Raw genomic sequence first — 17,469 nt, 5'->3', positions numbered from 1 at the left:
CTTCGCGGACGCCAATAGTATCTAACGTCGCAATGGCCGGGCAAATGCCCGGCCATCTGCATATCCAGACCCCACCAAGGCGCCCCGCGATGTCCTCCTCCGTCTCTCCCCTCGCTCCCAAGACTGTTCCCGACATGCCCGTGATCGCGGGCGTCCGCCTTGCGACGGCCGAGGCCGGCATCCGCTACAAGAACCGCACCGACGTGCTGCTGGCGGTGATGGACAAGGGCACTGCGGTCGCCGGCGTCTTCACCAAGTCGAAATGCCCGTCCGCGCCGGTGGAATGGTGCCGCGCCAAGCTGAAGGGCGGCAAGGCGCGCGCCCTCGTCGTCAATTCCGGCAATGCCAACGCCTTCACCGGCAAGACCGGCCGCAGTTCCACCGCGCTGACCGCCAAGATCGCGGCCAAGGCCGTCGGGTGCAGCGAGAGCGAGATTTTCCTGGCCTCGACCGGCGTGATCGGCGAGCCGCTGGACGCGACCAAGTTCGACGGCGTTTTGGGCCGACTGGCCGAGACCGCCGAGCCCGGCGACTATCTCGCCGCGGCCAAGGCGATCATGACCACCGACACCTTCCCCAAGGTCGCGACCGCGACCGTCAAGCTCGGCAAGGCCAAGGTCACCATCAACGGCATGGCCAAGGGCGCCGGCATGATCGCGCCCGATATGGCGACGATGCTGTCGTTCGTCTTCACCGACGCGCCGATCGCGCCGGCCGCCCTGCAAGCGTTGCTCAAGAGCGGCGTCGAGGACACCTTCAACGCGGTGACGATCGACGGCGACACCTCGACCTCGGACACGCTGCTGGCCTTCGCGACGGGCGCGGCCGCCGAGCACGGCGCGCCCAAAATCAGCCGCGCCAGCGACCCCAGGCTGAAGGCCTTCGTCAAGGCCTTCAACCAGGTGCTCGCCAACCTCGCCGAGCAGGTCGCCCGCGACGGCGAAGGCGCGCGCAAGCTGGTCGAGATCACCGTCGAAGGCGCCAAGACCAAGGCGTCGGCGCGCAAGATCGCGATGTCGATTGCGAATTCGCCGCTGGTGAAGACCGCGATCGCCGGCGAGGACGCCAATTGGGGCCGCGTGGTGATGGCCGTCGGCAAGGCCGGCGAGCCGGCCGACCGCGACAAGCTCTCGATCTCCTTCAACGGCATCCGCGTCGCCAGGAGCGGCGCGCGCGATCCCGACTACGACGAGGCGCAGGTGTCGGAGGCGATGAAGGCGCCGGAGATCGCTATCAAGGTCTCGCTCGGCCTCGGCAAGGGCCGCGACCGCGTCATGACCTGCGACCTCACCAAGGAATATGTCGCGATCAACGGGGATTACAGGTCGTAGTCTCCATGACCCCTCTCAAGCTCACACTGGTGGTGGCCTGCGCGCTTGTCGACGCCGACAAGCGCGTCCTGATCGCGCAGCGCCCCGAGGGCAAGGCGCTGGCCGGCCTCTGGGAATTTCCCGGCGGCAAACTCGAGCCCGGCGAGCGGCCGGAGCAGAGCCTGATCCGCGAGCTGCATGAAGAGCTCGGAATTACCGTCGCCGAGCCGTGCCTGGCGCCGCTGACCTTTGCGAGCTACGGCTACGAGACCTTCCACCTGTTGATGCCGCTCTACATCTGCCGGCGCTGGGAGGGGATGGTCGCCGCACGCGAAGGCCAGACCCTCGCCTGGGTCCGTGCCAACAAGCTGCGCGACTACCCGATGCCGCCCGCGGACATTCCGCTGATCCCGCATTTGATTGATTTGCTGATGTGAGTTGGCGGTCACCGCGTCTCAATCTCCATTGTCGTCCCGGACAAGCGCGCCCAAAGCGCGCGCAGATCCGGGATCCATATCCACAGGAAGGCGTGGTTACGGGGACTCGGAGTGACCGCCTTCGCGCCACAACCACTCCCTGTGGCTATGGGTCCCGGCCTTCGCCGGGACGACATCGAATTCTTGGGCGGCGGTCTCGGCAATGACGGAGAGAACGACTCAGCTCTCCCCCGCCTTTTTCACCGCCTCCGCAAGACTCGCCTTCGCCGACCCCGGCTTGAGCGGCTGCTGCTGGCTTGCATGCGGGGCCCAGCCGGAGAGCCAGATGATGTCGAATGTCGCACGGATGCGGCCGTCGGAATCGGCAAAGCGTTCGGCATAGATTTCGGCCATGCGCAGCAGCGTCGCGCGCCGGCTCGGCGTGCGGCGGCGTTCGATCAATACATTGGCCGCGCCCATGCGCCTGATATCCTGCATCAGCGCGAAGGCATTGGCGTAGCGCACCACGACACGGTCGACGTCAGTGACCGGCAGCGCAAAGCCCGCGCGCTGCAACAGCGCGCCGATGTCGCGCAGATCGGCGAACGGCGCGACGCGCGGCGACACGCCGCCTTCGCATTCGGCTTCGGCGGCAGCAAAGGCCTGGCGCAGCTCGGTGAGGCTGTCGCCGCCGATCATCGCGGCCAGCAGCAAGCCATCCGGCTTCAACGCGCGCCGGACCTGCGCCAGCACGCCCGGCAGGTCGTTGACGAATTGCAGCGCCAGTGCCGAGACGACGAGATCGAGGCTCTCGGGCGTGAAGGGCAGCTTCTCCTCGCCGGTTTCGCCAAGTGCAATCCGCTGAAGCGACGGCAGCCGCGCGCGCAGGACCGCGAGGCCTTCACCGGGCGTCCAGAGATCGGCCGGAGCGTGAAACTCCCGCATCACCGCGGCGAGCCGGTCGGACATGTCCTCGGTCACCCGATCGAGCAGGAAACTCACGGCGCCTTGCGCGTGCGCACGGCGTTGCCGCGCGTGCAGCAAGGCCCGATCGAACAGGGCGGGCGGGGTTTGCACGTTCTGAGCCATGCCGCTGGTTACGCCGATCCAAGTCGTTCTGGCAACCGTGTCCCGGACGCAGTGCGGCACCAAGTGACGCGCCGCGCTGCGTCCGGGGCACGAGACCGAGCCGCTTGAGCGGATTGTCGCAGAGCGCTAGCCTTCCCACATGGAAGCCGACGCCGCCCCTTCCCGTTCGATCGCTACACCTCTGCGTGCCGCGTGGACGGCCGGCCGTCACGCGCTGGCGCGCGCGGCACGGCTCGCGCTCGACATTGCGCTGCCGACCTTGTGCGTGTCCTGCCGCGAGCCGGTGGATGGCGAGGGCGTGTGCGCGGCCTGCTGGGCGCGGCTGTCGTTCATCGAACGGCCCTATTGCCCGCGCCTCGGCATCCCCTTTGTCTACGATCCCGGCCCCGACATGCTGTCGATGGAGGCGATCGCGAGCCCGCCGGCCTACCAGCGCGCGCGAGCAGCGGTGCGCTATGACGACGTCGCGCGCACGCTGGTGCATGCGCTGAAATACCAGGACCGCACCGATCTGGCGCCGGCGATGGGCCGCTGGATGGCGCGCGCGGGCGGCGAGTTGCTCGCCGGCGCCGACATGCTGATCCCCGTTCCCCTGCACTGGCGACGGGCCTGGCGCCGCCGCTACAACCAGTCCGGGGCGCTGGCGCGGAGCATCGAGCGGCAAAGCGGGGTGAAAGTGCGGGGCGAGCTGCTGCGCCGGGTGCGCGCCACCGAGCAGCAGATCGGCCTGTCGCGGGCCCAGCGCGCCACCAATGTGCAGGGCGCATTCCAGGTATCTCCCGACCGTCAGGCCGAGGTGCAGGGCCGCCGCATCGTCCTGATCGACGACGTCCTGACGTCTGGGGCGACGCTGGATGCCTGCGCCCGTGCCTTGCTGCGTGCCAAAGCGGCCCAGGTGGACGTGCTGGTGTTTGCCCGGGTTGTGGAGGTCAGGTGAAGTCCCATATAATTCAATGAATTCATGACATGAGAGCGCCAGACAAGATGCCCGCCGCTGTCGAGATCTACACCAGACCAGGCTGCGGCTATTGCTCCGCGGCCAAATCGCTGCTGACCCGCAAGAAGGCGACCTTCACGGAATTCGACGTCGCCAGGAACCCGTCCTGGCGCGACGAGATGTACGACCGCGCCGGCGAGGGCTCGACCTTCCCGCAGATCTGGATCGGCGGTAGCCATGTCGGCGGCTGCGACGACCTCTACGCGCTCGACCGCGAGGGCAAGCTCGACGGCATGCTCGAAAGCGTGAAGGCTGAATCATGAGCGACAACAGGACCTTCACCGCCGCGATGGTGCAGATGCGCACCGGCCTGATGCCCGAGCCCAGCCTCGCGCAGGCCACCAGGCTGATCCGGCAGGCCGCGGCCAACGGCGCCGACTACGTGCAGACGCCCGAAGTCAGCAACATGATGCAGCTGAACCGCAAGGCGCTGTTCGAGCACCTCCAGAGCGAAGAGAACGACGCCTCGCTCAAGGCTTACCGCGCGCTCGCGGCGGAGCTGAAGATCCACATCCATGTCGGCTCGCTGGCATTGCGTTTCTCGGACGAAAAAGCGGTCAACCGCTCGTTCCTGATCGGGCCCGAGGGCAATGTGCTCGCGAGCTACGACAAGATCCACATGTTCGACATCGAGCTGCCGGACGGCGAGAGCTATCGCGAATCCGCCAATTACCAGCCGGGCGAGACCGCCGTGATCTCCGACCTGCCCTGGGGCCGGGTCGGGCTGACGATCTGCTACGACGTGCGCTTCCCCGCGCTCTACCGCGCGCTGGCCGAGAGCGGCGCCTATTTCATCACGGTGCCGTCCGCCTTCACGCGCAAGACCGGTGAAGCGCACTGGCACGTGCTGCTGCGCGCACGCGCGATCGAGACCGGTTGTTTCGTGTTCGCCGCGGCGCAGGCCGGCCTGCACGAGAACAAGCGCGAGACCTATGGCCACTCGTTGATCATCGATCCCTGGGGCGAGATCCTCGCGGAAGGTGACGTCGAGCCCGGCATTATCATGGCCACGATCGATCCCGCCAAGGTCGAGACCGCGCGCCGGGCGATCCCTTCGCTCCAGCACGGCCGCCGCTTCGGCGTCGCCGACCCCAAGGCCGGGCCGGATCATCTGCATCTGGTGCGGGGATCGGCATGATTCGCTACGCGCTTCACTGCGACCGCAACCACGCATTCGAAAGCTGGTTCCAGAGCTCGTCGGCCTACGATTCGCAGGTGAAGCGCAAGCTCGTGACCTGTCCGATCTGCGGCTCGGCCAAGGTCGAGAAGGCGATCATGGCGCCGCGCATCGTCGGCAAGAAGGGCCGCGGGCCGGCCACGCCTCCGCCGGAGCCCGCTTCAACACCCGTGCCCGAGGCTGCGCCGTCAGGACCGACCCCGCTGCTGATGGCGCAGGAGCGCGAGCTGCGCGCCAAGATCAAGGAGCTGCGCGACCACATCGTGAAGAACGCCGACAATGTCGGCGAGCGCTTTGCGAACGAAGCCCGCGCGATGCACTACGGCGACAAGGAGCATCGGCCGATCTACGGCGAGGCCTCGCCCGACGAGGCCAAGTCGCTGATCGACGAAGGCATCGAAGTCTCGCCGCTGCCGACGCTGCCGGAAGACAGGAATTGACGCGCGAAGCGCGTCATCCCGGGATGGTCCGAAGGACCAGACCTCAGATGCGCAATTGCGCATCGGGGGATCTCGAGATTCTCAGGAGCGCAATTGCGCTCCATAGTTCGCCCTTCGGGCGCCCCGGAATGACAGTCAACTACGCCCCCACCAACACCGCCACGCCGACCACGATCAGCGCGATGCCAAAGATCTCGCGTGGCGCGATCGGCTGCTTGAACGAGTAGTACGCCACGCCTTGTGCGAACAGCACCTCGATGAGGGCGAGCGTGCGGACATTCGCGGCCGCGGTCAGCGCGAACGCCAGGAACCAGAACTGCGAGGAGAAGGCGCCCATGAAGCCGGCGAACAGCGACGGCTTCCACAGGCCAAGGATCGCCTGCAGGATCTTGGGCGCGCGCCAAAGCAGGTAGATCGTCAGAATCAGAGTCTGCACGAACAGGCCCAGCACCAGCGTGAAGGACGCCGCCGTTACGAAAGACACGTTCGGCACCGTGATGATGGCGCCGCGGAAGCCGACCGCGGACAGCGCGAACGCCGCGGCCGCCACAAGCCCCAGAATGGTCGGCTTCAGCTCGGCAAAGCTTTTCTCGCCGCCGGGCCGCAGCGCCGTGATGACGACGCCGATTGTCGCAACCACGATCGCCAGTACCTTCAGCAAGGTGAGATGATCGCCGAGGAAGACGAAGCCGAAGATCGCGGTCTGGATCGCCTCGGTCTTGAGGTATGCCGTCGTCACCACGAAGGAGCGATCGTTCATCGCCAGCAGCATCAACCCGGTGCCGACGATCTGGCTGAGCGCACCGAGCAGCAGCCACGGCCAGAATACCGACGGCGGCATGCCGAGATGATCGCCTGTCGCGACCAGCACGACGCCAAGAAACAGCAGCGAGAACGGGAAGCCGAACAGGAAGCGGATATTGGTCGCACCCCACGTCCCCAGCGGCTTCGTCAGCGACCGCTGCATCGCATTGCGCGCGACCTGCCCGAGCGCGGCAATGATGGTGAAGGGAATCCAGAGGCTGGTGATGGTGAGCATGGGGGTGGGTGGGGATGGTGTGGCAGGAGAGGATTTGCGGCCAACCTGCCGCTAGCGCTCAAGCAGGTCAATCACAGGGATGTCATGGGTGCGATGCTCTCGCTACAAACGCCGATGTCGTCCCGGCGAAGGCCGGGACCCATAGCCACTGGATTTGGTTTGGCGAAGATTCGTGGTGACGAGCTCGCGCTGCAACTTCTCCCTGGGGGTATGGGTCCCGGCCTTCGCCGGGACGACACCGTGGGTGTGGATGCAGCTAGGCCGCCACGAACAGCCCCTCACACCATCCCTTCCGCCACCACCATGTAGTTCACGTCCATGTCGGAGGAGAGGGTCCACTTGTCGGCGAAGGGTGAGTAGACGACGCCGGTCTGCTCGGTGATGACGAGGCGGTTGTCGAGCAGGTATTTCGTCAGCTCGTCGGGGGTGACGAACTTGTTCCATTCGTGGGTGCCGCGCGGCAGCCAGCGCAGCACGTATTCGGCGCCGACGATGGCGAGAGCAAAGCTCTTCCAGTTCCGGTTCAGCGTCGAGACCACCATCAGCCCGTTGGGCTTGAGCATTGCGGCGCAGCGCTTCAGGAAGACGCCGACGTCGACGACGTGCTCGACCACCTCCATCGCCAGCACGATGTCGAAGCGCTCGCGCGGGTCGATCTCCTCGACCGTGGTGCAGCGGTAGTCAATCGCAAGATGGCTCTTGTCGGCGTGCAGTTTTGCGGCCGCAATATTGCTCTGCGAGGGATCGACGCCGATGACCTGGGCCCCTAGCCGCGACAGCGGCTCGCAAAGCAGGCCGGCGCCGCAACCGATGTCGAGCACGCGCAGGCCGCCGAGGCAGTTGAGGCTGCGCACGTTGCGCTCGAACTTGCGGCAGGCGGCGTCGCGGATATAGCCGAGCCGCAACGGGTTGATCCGGTGCAGCGGCGCCATCTTGCCCTTGGGGTCCCACCACTCCGCGGAGAGTTTCGAGAATTTCGCGATCTCGGCGGCGTCGACGGTCGAGCCCGGCTGGGCAGTTGCGGAAGTATTTTGCTGCATGCTCATGGTTACGCGCGGTCCTACCGCGTGGTGATCGAACTACGGAAGGCGAGCGGCGAGGCGATGGTCCTGATCGTCTCGATCCCCTCGCCGACACCGCGAATGGTCACGTCGCCGTAGTTGAGAATACGTCCAAGAATCGTCTGATCGACGTCGACGCTCTCGACCTTGTCCAGCGCCATCTCGAAGGTGCGGCGCTTGATGAACCCGGTCTTGTGCACAACCCTGAGGTTGGTGACGTCGGTCTCGGTGGTGAAGCGATGGAACCAGCCCTTCACGGTCCAGTACAGGGCGGCCAGCGCGACCAGGCCGGAGCCGAACAGGGACAGGATCATCACGCTGTAGATGTCGCTCTGCCGGGACAGGGCGAACAGGGCCAGGGCCACGATCCAGGCCACGATGGCCGGGAAATAGAAGATCCAGTGCGCATTGGTCGAATACAGCACCCGCTCGCCCGGTTGCAGGATCTCGTCGATGTAACGCGCCATGATCTCGGTTAACCCATTACCCCCAGGCCAGACTTCAAGCCAGACCTCGAGCCTGCCCCCGCAGGAACCCGCTTGCCCCCGGCCCCGCCGCTATGTATACGCGCGGTCGGTGTCCGCGAGGCCCGTCCAGTGCGGGTCACCATACTGATCCTTATGAGGGAATGCACGCGTCGTCATGAGCCGCCTCGTGATGAAATTCGGCGGCACATCCGTCGCCAACATCGAACGCATCCGCAACGTCGCACGCCATGTGAAGCGTGAGGTCGACGCCGGCCACGAAGTGGCCGTGGTCGTCTCGGCGATGTCGGGCAAAACCAACGAGCTGGTGGCCTGGTGCACCGAGGCCTCGCCGATGCACGATGCGCGCGAATACGACGCCGTCGTCGCCTCCGGCGAACAGGTGACCTCCGGCCTCCTCGCCATCGTGCTCCAGAGCATGGGCATCCAGGCCCGCTCCTGGCAGGGCTGGCAGATCCCGATCAAGACCAGCGACGCCCATGCCTCGGCCCGGATCGAGGACATCGACGGCAGCGAGATCATCAAGCGCTTTAGGGATCGCAAGGAAGTCGCCGTCATCGCCGGCTTCCAGGGCATCAACCCCGAGACCAACCGCATCACAACGCTCGGCCGCGGCGGCTCCGACACCTCGGCCGTGGCGGTCGCCGCCGCCGTCAAGGCCGACCGCTGCGACATCTACACCGACGTTGACGGGGTCTACACCACCGACCCGCGAATCGTGCCGAAGGCCAAGAGGCTCGGCAAGATCGCGTTCGAAGACATGCTGGAACTGGCCTCGCAGGGCGCGAAAGTGCTCCAGGTCCGCTCGGTGGAACTCGGCATGGTCCACAACATGCCGATCTTCGTCCGCTCGAGCTTCGACAAGCCCGAGGATATCGACCCGCATGCCAACCAGCCGCCCGGCACGCTGATCTGCAGCGAGGAGGAGATCATGGAAAGCCACGTCGTCACCGGCATCGCCTTTTCGAAGGACGAGGCCCAGATTTCGGTGCGCCAGATCGAGGACAAGCCGGGCGTCGCCGCGTCGATCTTCGGTCCGCTGGCGGATGCCAACATCAACGTCGACATGATCGTGCAGGGCGTCTCCGAGGACGGCAAGACCACCGACCTCACCTTCACGGTGCCGGCCGCGGACTTCACCCGCGCCAGGGATACGATTACCGCCGCCAAGGGCAAGATCGGCTATGCCCGGCTCGATACCGCCACCGACGTCGCCAAGATATCGGTAATCGGCAGCGGGATGCGCAGCCACGCCGGCGTCGCCGCCCAGGCGTTCTCGGCCCTCGCCGGACGGAATATCAACATCCGGGCCATTACAACCTCCGAGATCAAATTCTCGGTATTGATCGACACCGCCTATACCGAGCTTGCGGTGCGGACCCTGCATACGCTCTACGGCCTCGATCAGGCTTAGGCTAATTTTCTCTTAGCGGTCGCAGCAAACGCGAAGGTGTACACACCTTCGCGTCTGGCAGGCGTTTTGCTTGGCAAAACAAGCCCCAATTCGCTATACGGCGAACAGGGTGGGCTGCCACATACTGTGCCCCAGTTGAGGCGGTGCTGATTCGGCTCAGGCGCCAAATCTGAAGAAGATTTGGACCCGGGCCGGCGCCGGATGAGCAAATTCGTTGTTTTTCTGGATTTTCGGGCGAGCCGCCGGGACCCCCTTTCGGGCCCGGCTGACGGAGGAGACTGAGGGTACATGCGGAGCGCGTCGGGAGGTCCCCGCGTCTTGTTGAGACGGCTCCGCGAAACCATGGCGGAGCAGGTCTCGGCCCAGGAGCGGCTGGACAAGATCGTGGTGCTGATCGCCGCCAACATGGTGGCCGAGGTGTGCTCGGTCTATGTGCTGCGCATCGACAACACGCTCGAGCTCTACGCCACCGAAGGTCTGAACCGCGAGGCGGTGCACCATACCGTGCTCAGCGCCCATGAGGGCCTGGTCGGCCTCGTCGCCAGCGAGGCGACGCCGCTCAATCTGAACGACGCGCAGAGCCATCCGGCCTTCTCGTTCCGCCCGGAGACCGGCGAAGAGATCTACCACTCCTTCCTCGGCGTGCCGATCCTGCGCGCCGGCAACACGCTCGGCGTGCTGGTGGTGCAGAACCGCGCCAAGCGCACCTATGTCGAGGAAGAGCTCGAGGCGCTGCAGACCACCGCGATGGTGCTGGCCGAGCTGATCGCCTCCGGCGAACTGTCGGCGCTGGCCCAGCCCGGCCTCGAGCCGGCCGCGCGCCACTCCATGCAGAAGGTCGGCGCGATCCTGTCGGAAGGTATCGCGCTCGGCCATGTCGTGCTGCACGAGCCGCGCGTCGTCATCAAGGACTACATCGCCGAGGACCTGCCGAAGGAAATCAAGCGGCTGGACACCGCGCTCGCCAAGCTGCGCGCCGATCTCGACCGCATGCTGGAGCGCGGCGACGTCGCCGAGGGCGGCGAGCACCGCGAGGTGCTGGAAGCCTATCGCATGTTCGCCAATGACCAGGGCTGGTCGCACAAGCTGCACGAGGCGGTCGCCACCGGCCTCACCGCGGAAGCCGCCGTCGAGCGCGTGCAGTCCGACACCCGCGCGCGCATGCTGCGCTCGACCGATCCATACCTGCGCGACCGGCTGCATGACCTCGAGGATCTCGGCTACCGCCTGATGCGGCAGCTCGTCGGCCAGGACCACGCGCCGTCACGCGAACAATTGCCCGACAATGCCATCGTCATCGCCCGCGCGATGGGCCCGGCGGCGCTGCTCGACTACGACCGCAAGCGCCTGCGCGGCATCGTGCTGGAGGAAGGCACCGCCAACTCCCACGTCTCGATCGTGGCGCGCGCGCTCGGAATCCCTGCGGTCGGCGAAGTGCCGAACGCGCCCGGTATCGCCGATCCAGGCGACGCCATCATCGTCGACGGCACATCGGGCTCGATCTATGTGCGCCCCTCGCAGGAGATCGAGGCGGCCTTCGCCGAGCGCGTGCGCTTCCGTGCCCGCCGCCAGGCGCAGTACCTCGCGCTGCGCGACCGGCCCTGCGTCACCAAGGACGGCCAGAAGGTCGAGCTGATGATCAACGCAGGTCTCGCCATCGACCTGCCGCATATCGAGGACACCGGCAGCGCCGGCATCGGCCTGTTCCGCACCGAGCTGCAATTCATGGTCGGCCAGAGCCTGCCGCGCACCAGCGACCAGCTCGCGCTCTATCGCACCGTGCTGGATGCGGCGGGCACCAAGCCCGTCACCTTCCGCACCCTCGACATCGGCGGCGACAAGGCGCTGCCCTATATGGAAGCGGTGATCGAGGAGAATCCCGCGCTCGGCTGGCGCGCGATCCGGCTCGGGCTCGACCGTCCCGGCCTTTTGCGCGGCCAGATCCGCGCGCTGCTGCGCGCCGGCGGCGGCCGCGCGCTGCGCATCATGTTCCCGATGATCTCGGAGGTCGCCGAATTCGATGCGGCGAAGGCGCTGGTCGAGCGCGAGCTGACATATCTGCGCCAGCACGGCCACACGCTGCCGGAGCGGATCGACATCGGCACCATGGTCGAGGTGCCGGCGCTGCTGTATCAGCTCGACGAGCTCCTGAAGAAGGTCGATTTCATCTCGGTCGGCTCCAACGATCTGTTCCAGTTCCTGTTCGCGGTCGACCGCGGCAATGCCAAGGTCTCCGAGCGCTTCGACACCATGTCGGCGCCGATCCTGCGCGCGCTCCGCGACATTGCCCGCAAGTCCCATGCGGCGCAGAAGTCGCTGTCGCTCTGCGGCGAGATGGCCTCCAAGCCGATCGGCGCGCTGGCGCTGATCGCGATGGGCTATCGCTCGCTGTCGCTGTCGGCAACCGCGCTCGGCCCGGTCAAGGCGATGGTGATCGATCTCGATGCCAAGAAGGCCGAGGCGATGCTCGGCCCGTTGCTGGATGCGCCAAGCGGCAGCGTCTCGATCCGGCAGAAGCTGACGGAATTTGCCGAGGCCGAAGGCCTGGCCTTGTAGCGGGCCTGTCGCCCGCTTCCCGCCGCCTCGCCGCCTTCCGTCATTTGAGACTTACCCGATGTCGTCACTCCCCGAAGCCAAACTGGACGTCCTGCTCGCGCATCACGCTTCGCTCGAGGCCGAATCGCTGGGACAGCTCGCCTCCGAGCGCTACGTGCAGATCACGCGCGAGCTCGCCGAGATCACGCCGCTGATCGAGGCGGTCAAGACTTACCGGTCCGCGGTTAAAGAACTCGCCGACACCGAGGCGCTGATCGCCGATCCCGCGACGGATGCGGAGATGCGCGGCATGGCGGAAGCCGAGCGCGACGAGCTGGCGCCAAGGATCGAGGATCTCGTCCAGAAAATCCGCGTCGCGCTGCTGCCCAAGGACGCCATGGATGACCGCAACGTGGTGCTGGAAATCCGCGCCGGCACCGGCGGCGACGAGGCTTCGCTGTTCGCCGGCGACCTGTTCCGGATGTACGAGCGCTTCGCCAGCCTGCAGGGCTGGAAGGTCGAGGTCATCTCGGCGAGCGAAGGCACCGTCGGCGGCTACAAGGAAATCATCGCGGAGGTGCAGGGCCGCGGCGCGTTCTCGAAGCTAAAGTTCGAATCCGGCGTGCACCGCGTGCAGCGCGTGCCCGACACCGAGACGCAGGGGCGCATCCACACCTCGGCCGCGACGGTGGCGGTGCTGCCGGAGGTCGAGGATGTCGACGTCGACATCAAGAACGACGATCTGCGCATCGAGACCATGCGTGCGCAGGGCGCCGGCGGCCAGCACGTCAACAAGACCGAATCGGCGATCCGCATCACCCACATCCCGACCGGCATCGTGGTGATGATGCAGGACAGCCGCTCACAGCACAAGAACCGCGCCTCGGCGATGAACATCCTGCGCTCGCGCATCTACGACGCCGAGCGGCAACGCGTCGATGCGGCGCGCTCGGCCGAGCGCAAGGAAAAGGTCGGCTCCGGCGATCGCAGCGAGCGCATCCGCACCTATAATTTCCCGCAAGGGCGCGTCACCGACCACCGCATCAATCTAACGCTCTACAAGCTGCCGCAGGTGATCGCGGGCGAAGCGCTTGGCGAATTGATCGACGCGCTGACCACCGAGCACCAGGCCGCACAGCTCGCCGCGCAAGGCGCGGCGGCGTGACGCCCCGCGTGAGCGATCCCTTCACCGGACAATCGATCGAGAGCGCACGGCGTACACTGGCGGCGCGGCTGCGATCGGCGCAGCTCGAGGAAGCCGAGCTCGACGCCCGCATCCTGCTTGGTGCTGCGCTCGGCCTCGATCTCACCGGCCTGATTGCGCAGGCCGCCCGGCTTCTCACGGAGGCGGAGGCCTCGCGGATCGCGCAGCATGCGCAACGCCGGATCGCGGGCGAGCCGGTGGCGCGCATTCTCGGCACGCGCGAATTCTGGGGCCTGCCGTTCCGCCTGTCGGACGCAACCCTGGTCCCACGCCCCGACACAGAGACGGTGGTCGAGCGCGCGCTCGAGCTTTTCCGCGAGCAGAAGGCAACCCAGCAGCCACGCATCGCCGACATCGGCACCGGATCCGGCGCGATCCTGCTGGCGCTGCTGCACGATATCCCCGGCGCCTTCGGCGTCGGCACCGATCTCAGCCTGAACGCGCTCGAGACCGCCAGGGGCAATGCCGTGACCCTTGGCCTTGCCGACCGCTCCGCCTTCGTCGCCTGTTCCTATTTAGCGGCGCTCCGCGGCCCATTCGACCTCATCGTGTCGAATCCGCCCTATATCCCTTCTGCCGAAATTCCGAAATTGAGCCTCGAGGTGCGCGAGCACGATCCGCATCTGGCGCTCGACGGCGGCAACGACGGATATGACGCCTACCGCGCCCTGATCCCGCAGGCGGCCGAGCGTCTCGCGCCCGGCGGAGCGCTGATCGTCGAGGCCGGACAGGGCCAGGCCCGAAATATTGAAACCCTTTTGACGGCTGCGGCGTTGGTGGTGGACAGGCCGCCCAAGGCCGATTTGGCGGGTATCCCACGGGCCGTTTCGGCCCGAAAAATGCCCCCATAAAAGCCGGATTGGCCTGTAAAAACCACTTGGAATATCCCTTGGGAACGACTACCTTCTACTCAACACATCGGTGTCGGCCCCGTACACCTACGGGCGAAAGCCGGGCTCTCGGGCGAGAGCTTCACTGATTTTAGGTTCCAAGCCGCAGGTCCTGTTAAGCGCGATAGCCCATTGAGGTGCGCAGCTTTCCGACCGCAAAGTGAACGAAAGCCTGATATTGCGCGCGAAGACTAACGCAAGAAACCAGGGCTTGTTTTGGCAGGCAAAATGAATGGGTTCGCTGGCAATGAATGCTGGCGGGTGGGGAACGCGTCTTTGTTGAACGCGACGGTCGACGAACATTGGCAGGGTTCAAGCCGCCTCTTGCGCGCGGTGCGCGTGAGCGATGTGAACCGCTGTCATCAGGTCACTCCTAGCAATCGGTAATGCGTGCAACCTTTAGGGCTGGAATTAAAGGCAGGACATGAGAAACGGTCAGAACAAGCAGCGGATGCGCAACCGCAACAACAACAATAACAACAACCGGCGCGGCCAGAACCCGATGACCCGGGTCTACGAGTCCAACGGACCCGATATCAAGATCCGCGGCACGGCTTCGCACATCGCCGAAAAATATCTGCAGCTCGCGCGCGACGCGCGCTCCTCCGGCGACCCCGTTGCGGCCGAGAACTACTACCAGCACGCCGAGCACTATTTCCGCCTGATCGCGGCCGCCCAGGAGCAGTTCCGCCAGAACCAGCAGCCGCGCGGCGACGAGCCCATCAGCAGCAATAGCGACGACGGCGAAGACGACGGCGAGAATTTCTCGAATTTCGGCCAGGAGCCGGGCTTCGTCCCGCAGCCGCAACAGCAGCAGCCCTTCATGCGCGACCGCGACGGCCAGCGCGATCATCATCAGCGTGATCACCAGCAGCGTGACAACCAGCCGTCGTACCAGCGCGACAACCAGCAGCCGCGCGAGCACCGCGAACGCGACCATCGTCCGCAGCCGCAGCAATATCAGCCGCAGCCAATGCCGCCGAACCAGCCGCAGCCCGTCATCGCCGATGCCGGCAGCGTCGATCGCCTGCCCTCCTTCATCACCGGCGCACAGCCGCAAGTGAATGTCGGCGCGAACGGCGGCCAGGCTGGCTTCGAGGGCGGTGGTGGCGGCGAGCGCTTTCCGCGCCGGCGGCGCCGGCCGCATGGCCCGCGCCCCGAGCGCGAAGCCGCTCCGGCCGCGTCCAGCGACGATCTGGCGCCCGGCGAGTAAGCTCCTTCGGATTTTCTGATCTGCATCGTCCCGGCCTCGCGCCGGGACGATTTGTTTTCAGCTGCGCGTCACCGTCGAGGACGGCACCAGCACCGGCTTCAACGAGGGAATCAGCCGCGCCCGCTCGCGCTTGGCGGGGATCGCGCGATAGACCTGCTTGGTGGCCTCGACGATGTGCACGCCGGCGAAGGGTAGCGACAGCGCCGCGCCGGCACGCTCCCACATCTGCGCCGATTTCAGCACCCAGCCGCCGGCATAGGGCGGCATGAACAGCGCCTCGCCCCAGGCGGTCGGCGTGAACCAGGTCTGGCGCAACAGATCGGTGATCTGCGAGCGCGAATAGGGCCGGCCGTGGCCGAACGGCGTATTGTCGCTGCGCGTCCACACGCCGCGCCGGTTCGGGATCACCGCGATCACGCGGCCGGACGGCGACAGCACGCGCCACACCTCGCGCAGCAGCGCAGCCGGATCGTCCGACATCTCCAGCGCGTGGACCAGCAGGATGCGGTCGACCGCGGAATCGGGAAGCGGCAGCGAGAATTCATCCACCAGCGAGGCCAGCGCCGGCCGCCCCGTAGGCCATTTCAGGACGCCCTGGGCCGCCGGCATGAAGGCGAGGCAGCGCTCGGCGTCCTCCCGGAACAGTCCGAGATAGGGCGTGGGATAGCCGATGCCCAGCACACGCTGGCCCTCGGCGCGCGGCCAGCGCTCCCTGATGCCGCGATTGATCATTTGCCGCGCCACAATCCCGAGGCGACGGGAATAGAACTCGCGGAGGTCGACGACGTCGATGCTCATGACGGCAATGTAACATGCGCAAGGCCGCGGCTGCGCGCTGAATATTGCATTGCCTGCGCAACGTTAACGCCATATTTGTCTGGCGGGGCTGAGCGCGAAGGAGACGTCATGGCTGCCGAAATTCGTACTTTCAGCTGTTTAAACGACAATTTCGGTTACCTGATCCACGATGTGGAAACCAAGGCGACAGCGTCGATCGACGCGCCGGAGGCCGGCCCCATCCTGAAGGCGCTGGAGCGCGAGGGCTGGCAGCTCACCGACATCCTGATCACCCATCACCATGGCGATCATGTCGGCGGGGTCGCCGAACTCAAGCACAAATACAACTGCCGCGTCGTCGCGCCGCACGACAAGACCACTGCGATCGCCAACGTCGACCTGCGCGTCGCCAATGCCGACGTGGTCAAGGTCGGCAACCTGCTGGCGCGCGTCGTGGAGACGCCCGGCCACACGCTCGACCACATCTCCTACGTGTTCGACACCGAGAAGACCGTGTTCGCCGCCGACACGCTGTTTTCGATCGGCTGCGGCCGCGTCTTCGAGGGCACCTACCCGATGATGTGGGATTCGCTCTTGAAGCTGCGGGCCCTGCCCGACGATTTCAAGCTCTATTGCGGCCACGAATACACCGCCTCCAACGTCAAGTTCGCGCTCACCGTCGATCCCGACAATGCGGCGCTTCAGGCGCGCGCGGCGGAGGTGGCCAAGCTTCGCGCCGAGAACAAGCCCACGATCCCCTCACTGCTTGGTGACGAGAAGCGAGCAAACGTGTTCCTGCGTGCCGATGACCCCTCGGTCGCAGCCAGGCTACACATGAAGGGTGCGGATGCCGCCGCGGTGTTCGGCGAGTTGCGCGAGCGCAAGAACAAATCCTAAAGAACAAATCCTGACGGGGATCGATGCCGACCGCAGCCGAGATCATCGCGCGCCTTGAACTCCGACCGCATCCCGAAGGCGGGCACTATCGCGAGACGTTTCGCGACCAGACCACGGACGCCAACGGCCGTTCGCGCTCGACCCTCATTTACTTCCTGCTCGCGCGCGGCGAGCGTTCGCACTGGCACCGCATCGATGCGGTCGAGATCTGGCATTACTACGCCGGCAGCCCGCTGATGCTGCGCATCGCGCATGAGGGCTGCTCCCAGCACGAGGTCCGCCTCGGCACGGATCTCGTGAGCGGCGAACGACCGCAGGCCATCGTACCGGCCGATGCATGGCAGATGGCCGAGACAACAGGTGAGTGGACACTGGTCGGCTGCACCGTGGCACCCGCATTCGAGTTCGCGAAGTTCGAGCTCGCGCCGAAGGGCTGGGAGCCGTAGCTCCACACCGTCATTCCGGGGCGCCCCGCAAGCGGCAAACCCGGAATCTATCTCGCCACTATTGACGCCGATAAATGGA

Annotated in this window: 18 protein-coding genes; 13 read left to right on the top strand and 5 right to left on the bottom strand. The window is 66.1% G+C overall.

Annotation, left to right across the window (positions count from 1 at the left end):
- Positions 1–89: 89 nt before the first annotated feature.
- Positions 90–1,331, top strand: a complete 1,242-nt coding sequence (gene argJ / locus AB5K84_RS03325; RefSeq protein ID WP_011083038.1) for a bifunctional glutamate N-acetyltransferase/amino-acid acetyltransferase ArgJ — start codon at positions 90–92, stop codon at positions 1,329–1,331.
- Positions 1,332–1,336: 5 nt separating this feature from the next.
- On the top strand, positions 1,337–1,747 hold the full coding sequence (locus AB5K84_RS03320) for a (deoxy)nucleoside triphosphate pyrophosphohydrolase (protein WP_011083039.1): 411 nt from the start codon (positions 1,337–1,339) through the stop codon (positions 1,745–1,747).
- Positions 1,748–1,966: 219 nt separating this feature from the next.
- Here the strand turns inward: AB5K84_RS03320 and AB5K84_RS03315 are convergent, their stop codons facing one another.
- Positions 1,967–2,815, bottom strand: coding sequence for a methyltransferase domain-containing protein (locus tag AB5K84_RS03315; protein WP_038966655.1), 849 nt, complete (start codon positions 2,813–2,815; stop codon positions 1,967–1,969).
- A 139-nt stretch (positions 2,816–2,954) separates the two neighbouring features.
- Here AB5K84_RS03315 and AB5K84_RS03310 point away from each other — a divergent pair, with 139 nt between their 5' ends.
- From AB5K84_RS03310 to AB5K84_RS03295, 4 genes are read left to right on the top strand one after another with little or no spacing between them, the layout of a single operon-like run.
- Entirely contained in the window at positions 2,955–3,752 is a 798-nt protein-coding gene (locus AB5K84_RS03310; protein ID WP_011083041.1) for a ComF family protein, read from the top strand.
- A 47-nt stretch (positions 3,753–3,799) separates the two neighbouring features.
- Positions 3,800–4,075 carry a glutaredoxin 3 gene (grxC, locus tag AB5K84_RS03305; protein ID WP_011083042.1) on the top strand — a complete coding sequence of 92 codons (276 nt, stop codon included), beginning with the start codon at positions 3,800–3,802 and terminating at the stop codon, positions 4,073–4,075.
- A complete protein-coding gene (locus AB5K84_RS03300; protein ID WP_011083043.1) occupies positions 4,072–4,950 on the top strand; it encodes a carbon-nitrogen hydrolase family protein in 879 nt (292 codons plus the stop codon). The genes grxC and AB5K84_RS03300 overlap by 4 nt, the downstream gene beginning before the upstream one ends.
- Complete coding sequence (locus AB5K84_RS03295; protein ID WP_011083044.1) at positions 4,947–5,429, top strand: DUF1178 family protein; 483 nt, start codon at positions 4,947–4,949, stop codon at positions 5,427–5,429. The genes AB5K84_RS03300 and AB5K84_RS03295 overlap by 4 nt, the downstream gene beginning before the upstream one ends.
- A 139-nt stretch (positions 5,430–5,568) precedes the next feature.
- Here AB5K84_RS03295 and AB5K84_RS03290 read toward each other — a convergent pair whose 3' ends face one another.
- The 3 genes from AB5K84_RS03290 to AB5K84_RS03280 all read right to left on the bottom strand — a co-directional run bounded on the left by AB5K84_RS03290 (position 5,569) and on the right by AB5K84_RS03280 (position 7,996).
- Entirely contained in the window at positions 5,569–6,468 is a 900-nt protein-coding gene (locus AB5K84_RS03290) for an EamA family transporter (RefSeq protein ID WP_011083045.1), read from the bottom strand.
- A 278-nt stretch (positions 6,469–6,746) separates the two neighbouring features.
- A complete protein-coding gene (gene ubiG / locus AB5K84_RS03285) occupies positions 6,747–7,514 on the bottom strand; it encodes a bifunctional 2-polyprenyl-6-hydroxyphenol methylase/3-demethylubiquinol 3-O-methyltransferase UbiG (RefSeq protein ID WP_038966657.1) in 768 nt (255 codons plus the stop codon).
- Positions 7,515–7,528: 14 nt separating this feature from the next.
- Complete coding sequence (locus tag AB5K84_RS03280; RefSeq protein ID WP_011083047.1) at positions 7,529–7,996, bottom strand: PH domain-containing protein; 468 nt, start codon at positions 7,994–7,996, stop codon at positions 7,529–7,531.
- A 175-nt stretch (positions 7,997–8,171) separates the two neighbouring features.
- Between AB5K84_RS03280 and AB5K84_RS03275 the strand changes: the two genes are divergently transcribed.
- The 5 genes from AB5K84_RS03275 (at position 8,172) to AB5K84_RS03255 (ending at position 15,270) form a co-directional block, all read left to right on the top strand.
- Positions 8,172–9,428: an aspartate kinase gene (locus tag AB5K84_RS03275; protein WP_011083048.1), complete on the top strand. Its 1,257-nt coding sequence runs from the start codon at positions 8,172–8,174 to the stop codon at positions 9,426–9,428.
- Positions 9,429–9,716: 288 nt separating this feature from the next.
- Complete coding sequence (gene ptsP / locus AB5K84_RS03270; RefSeq protein WP_011083049.1) at positions 9,717–11,984, top strand: phosphoenolpyruvate--protein phosphotransferase; 2,268 nt, start codon at positions 9,717–9,719, stop codon at positions 11,982–11,984.
- A gap of 58 nt (positions 11,985–12,042) precedes the next feature.
- Positions 12,043–13,128 (top strand): peptide chain release factor 1, encoded by a 1,086-nt coding sequence (gene prfA / locus AB5K84_RS03265; RefSeq protein WP_011083050.1) that lies wholly within the window; start codon positions 12,043–12,045, stop codon positions 13,126–13,128.
- Entirely contained in the window at positions 13,125–14,018 is an 894-nt protein-coding gene (prmC, locus tag AB5K84_RS03260; protein WP_011083051.1) for a peptide chain release factor N(5)-glutamine methyltransferase, read from the top strand. The genes prfA and prmC overlap by 4 nt, the downstream gene beginning before the upstream one ends.
- 463 nt (positions 14,019–14,481) lie before the next feature.
- Complete coding sequence (locus AB5K84_RS03255; RefSeq protein WP_011083052.1) at positions 14,482–15,270, top strand: DUF4167 domain-containing protein; 789 nt, start codon at positions 14,482–14,484, stop codon at positions 15,268–15,270.
- A gap of 57 nt (positions 15,271–15,327) precedes the next feature.
- Here AB5K84_RS03255 and AB5K84_RS03250 read toward each other — a convergent pair whose 3' ends face one another.
- Complete coding sequence (locus AB5K84_RS03250; protein WP_011083053.1) at positions 15,328–16,068, bottom strand: methyltransferase domain-containing protein; 741 nt, start codon at positions 16,066–16,068, stop codon at positions 15,328–15,330.
- 108 nt (positions 16,069–16,176) lie between these two features.
- Here AB5K84_RS03250 and gloB point away from each other — a divergent pair, with 108 nt between their 5' ends.
- Together gloB and AB5K84_RS03240 are read left to right on the top strand one after the other, a co-directional pair.
- Complete coding sequence (gene gloB, locus AB5K84_RS03245; protein WP_011083054.1) at positions 16,177–16,944, top strand: hydroxyacylglutathione hydrolase; 768 nt, start codon at positions 16,177–16,179, stop codon at positions 16,942–16,944.
- A gap of 23 nt (positions 16,945–16,967) precedes the next feature.
- Positions 16,968–17,390, top strand: a complete 423-nt coding sequence (locus AB5K84_RS03240; RefSeq protein WP_011083055.1) for a cupin domain-containing protein — start codon at positions 16,968–16,970, stop codon at positions 17,388–17,390.
- The last annotated feature ends 79 nt before the right edge of the window (positions 17,391–17,469 follow it).

Source organism: Bradyrhizobium sp. 1200_D9_N1_1, from assembly GCF_052075915.1.
In the GTDB taxonomy this organism is placed as follows: Bacteria; Pseudomonadota; Alphaproteobacteria; order Rhizobiales; family Xanthobacteraceae; genus Bradyrhizobium; species Bradyrhizobium diazoefficiens.
The sequence above is the reverse complement of the archived record's forward strand: the minus strand, read 5'-3'. Positions and strand labels throughout refer to the sequence as shown.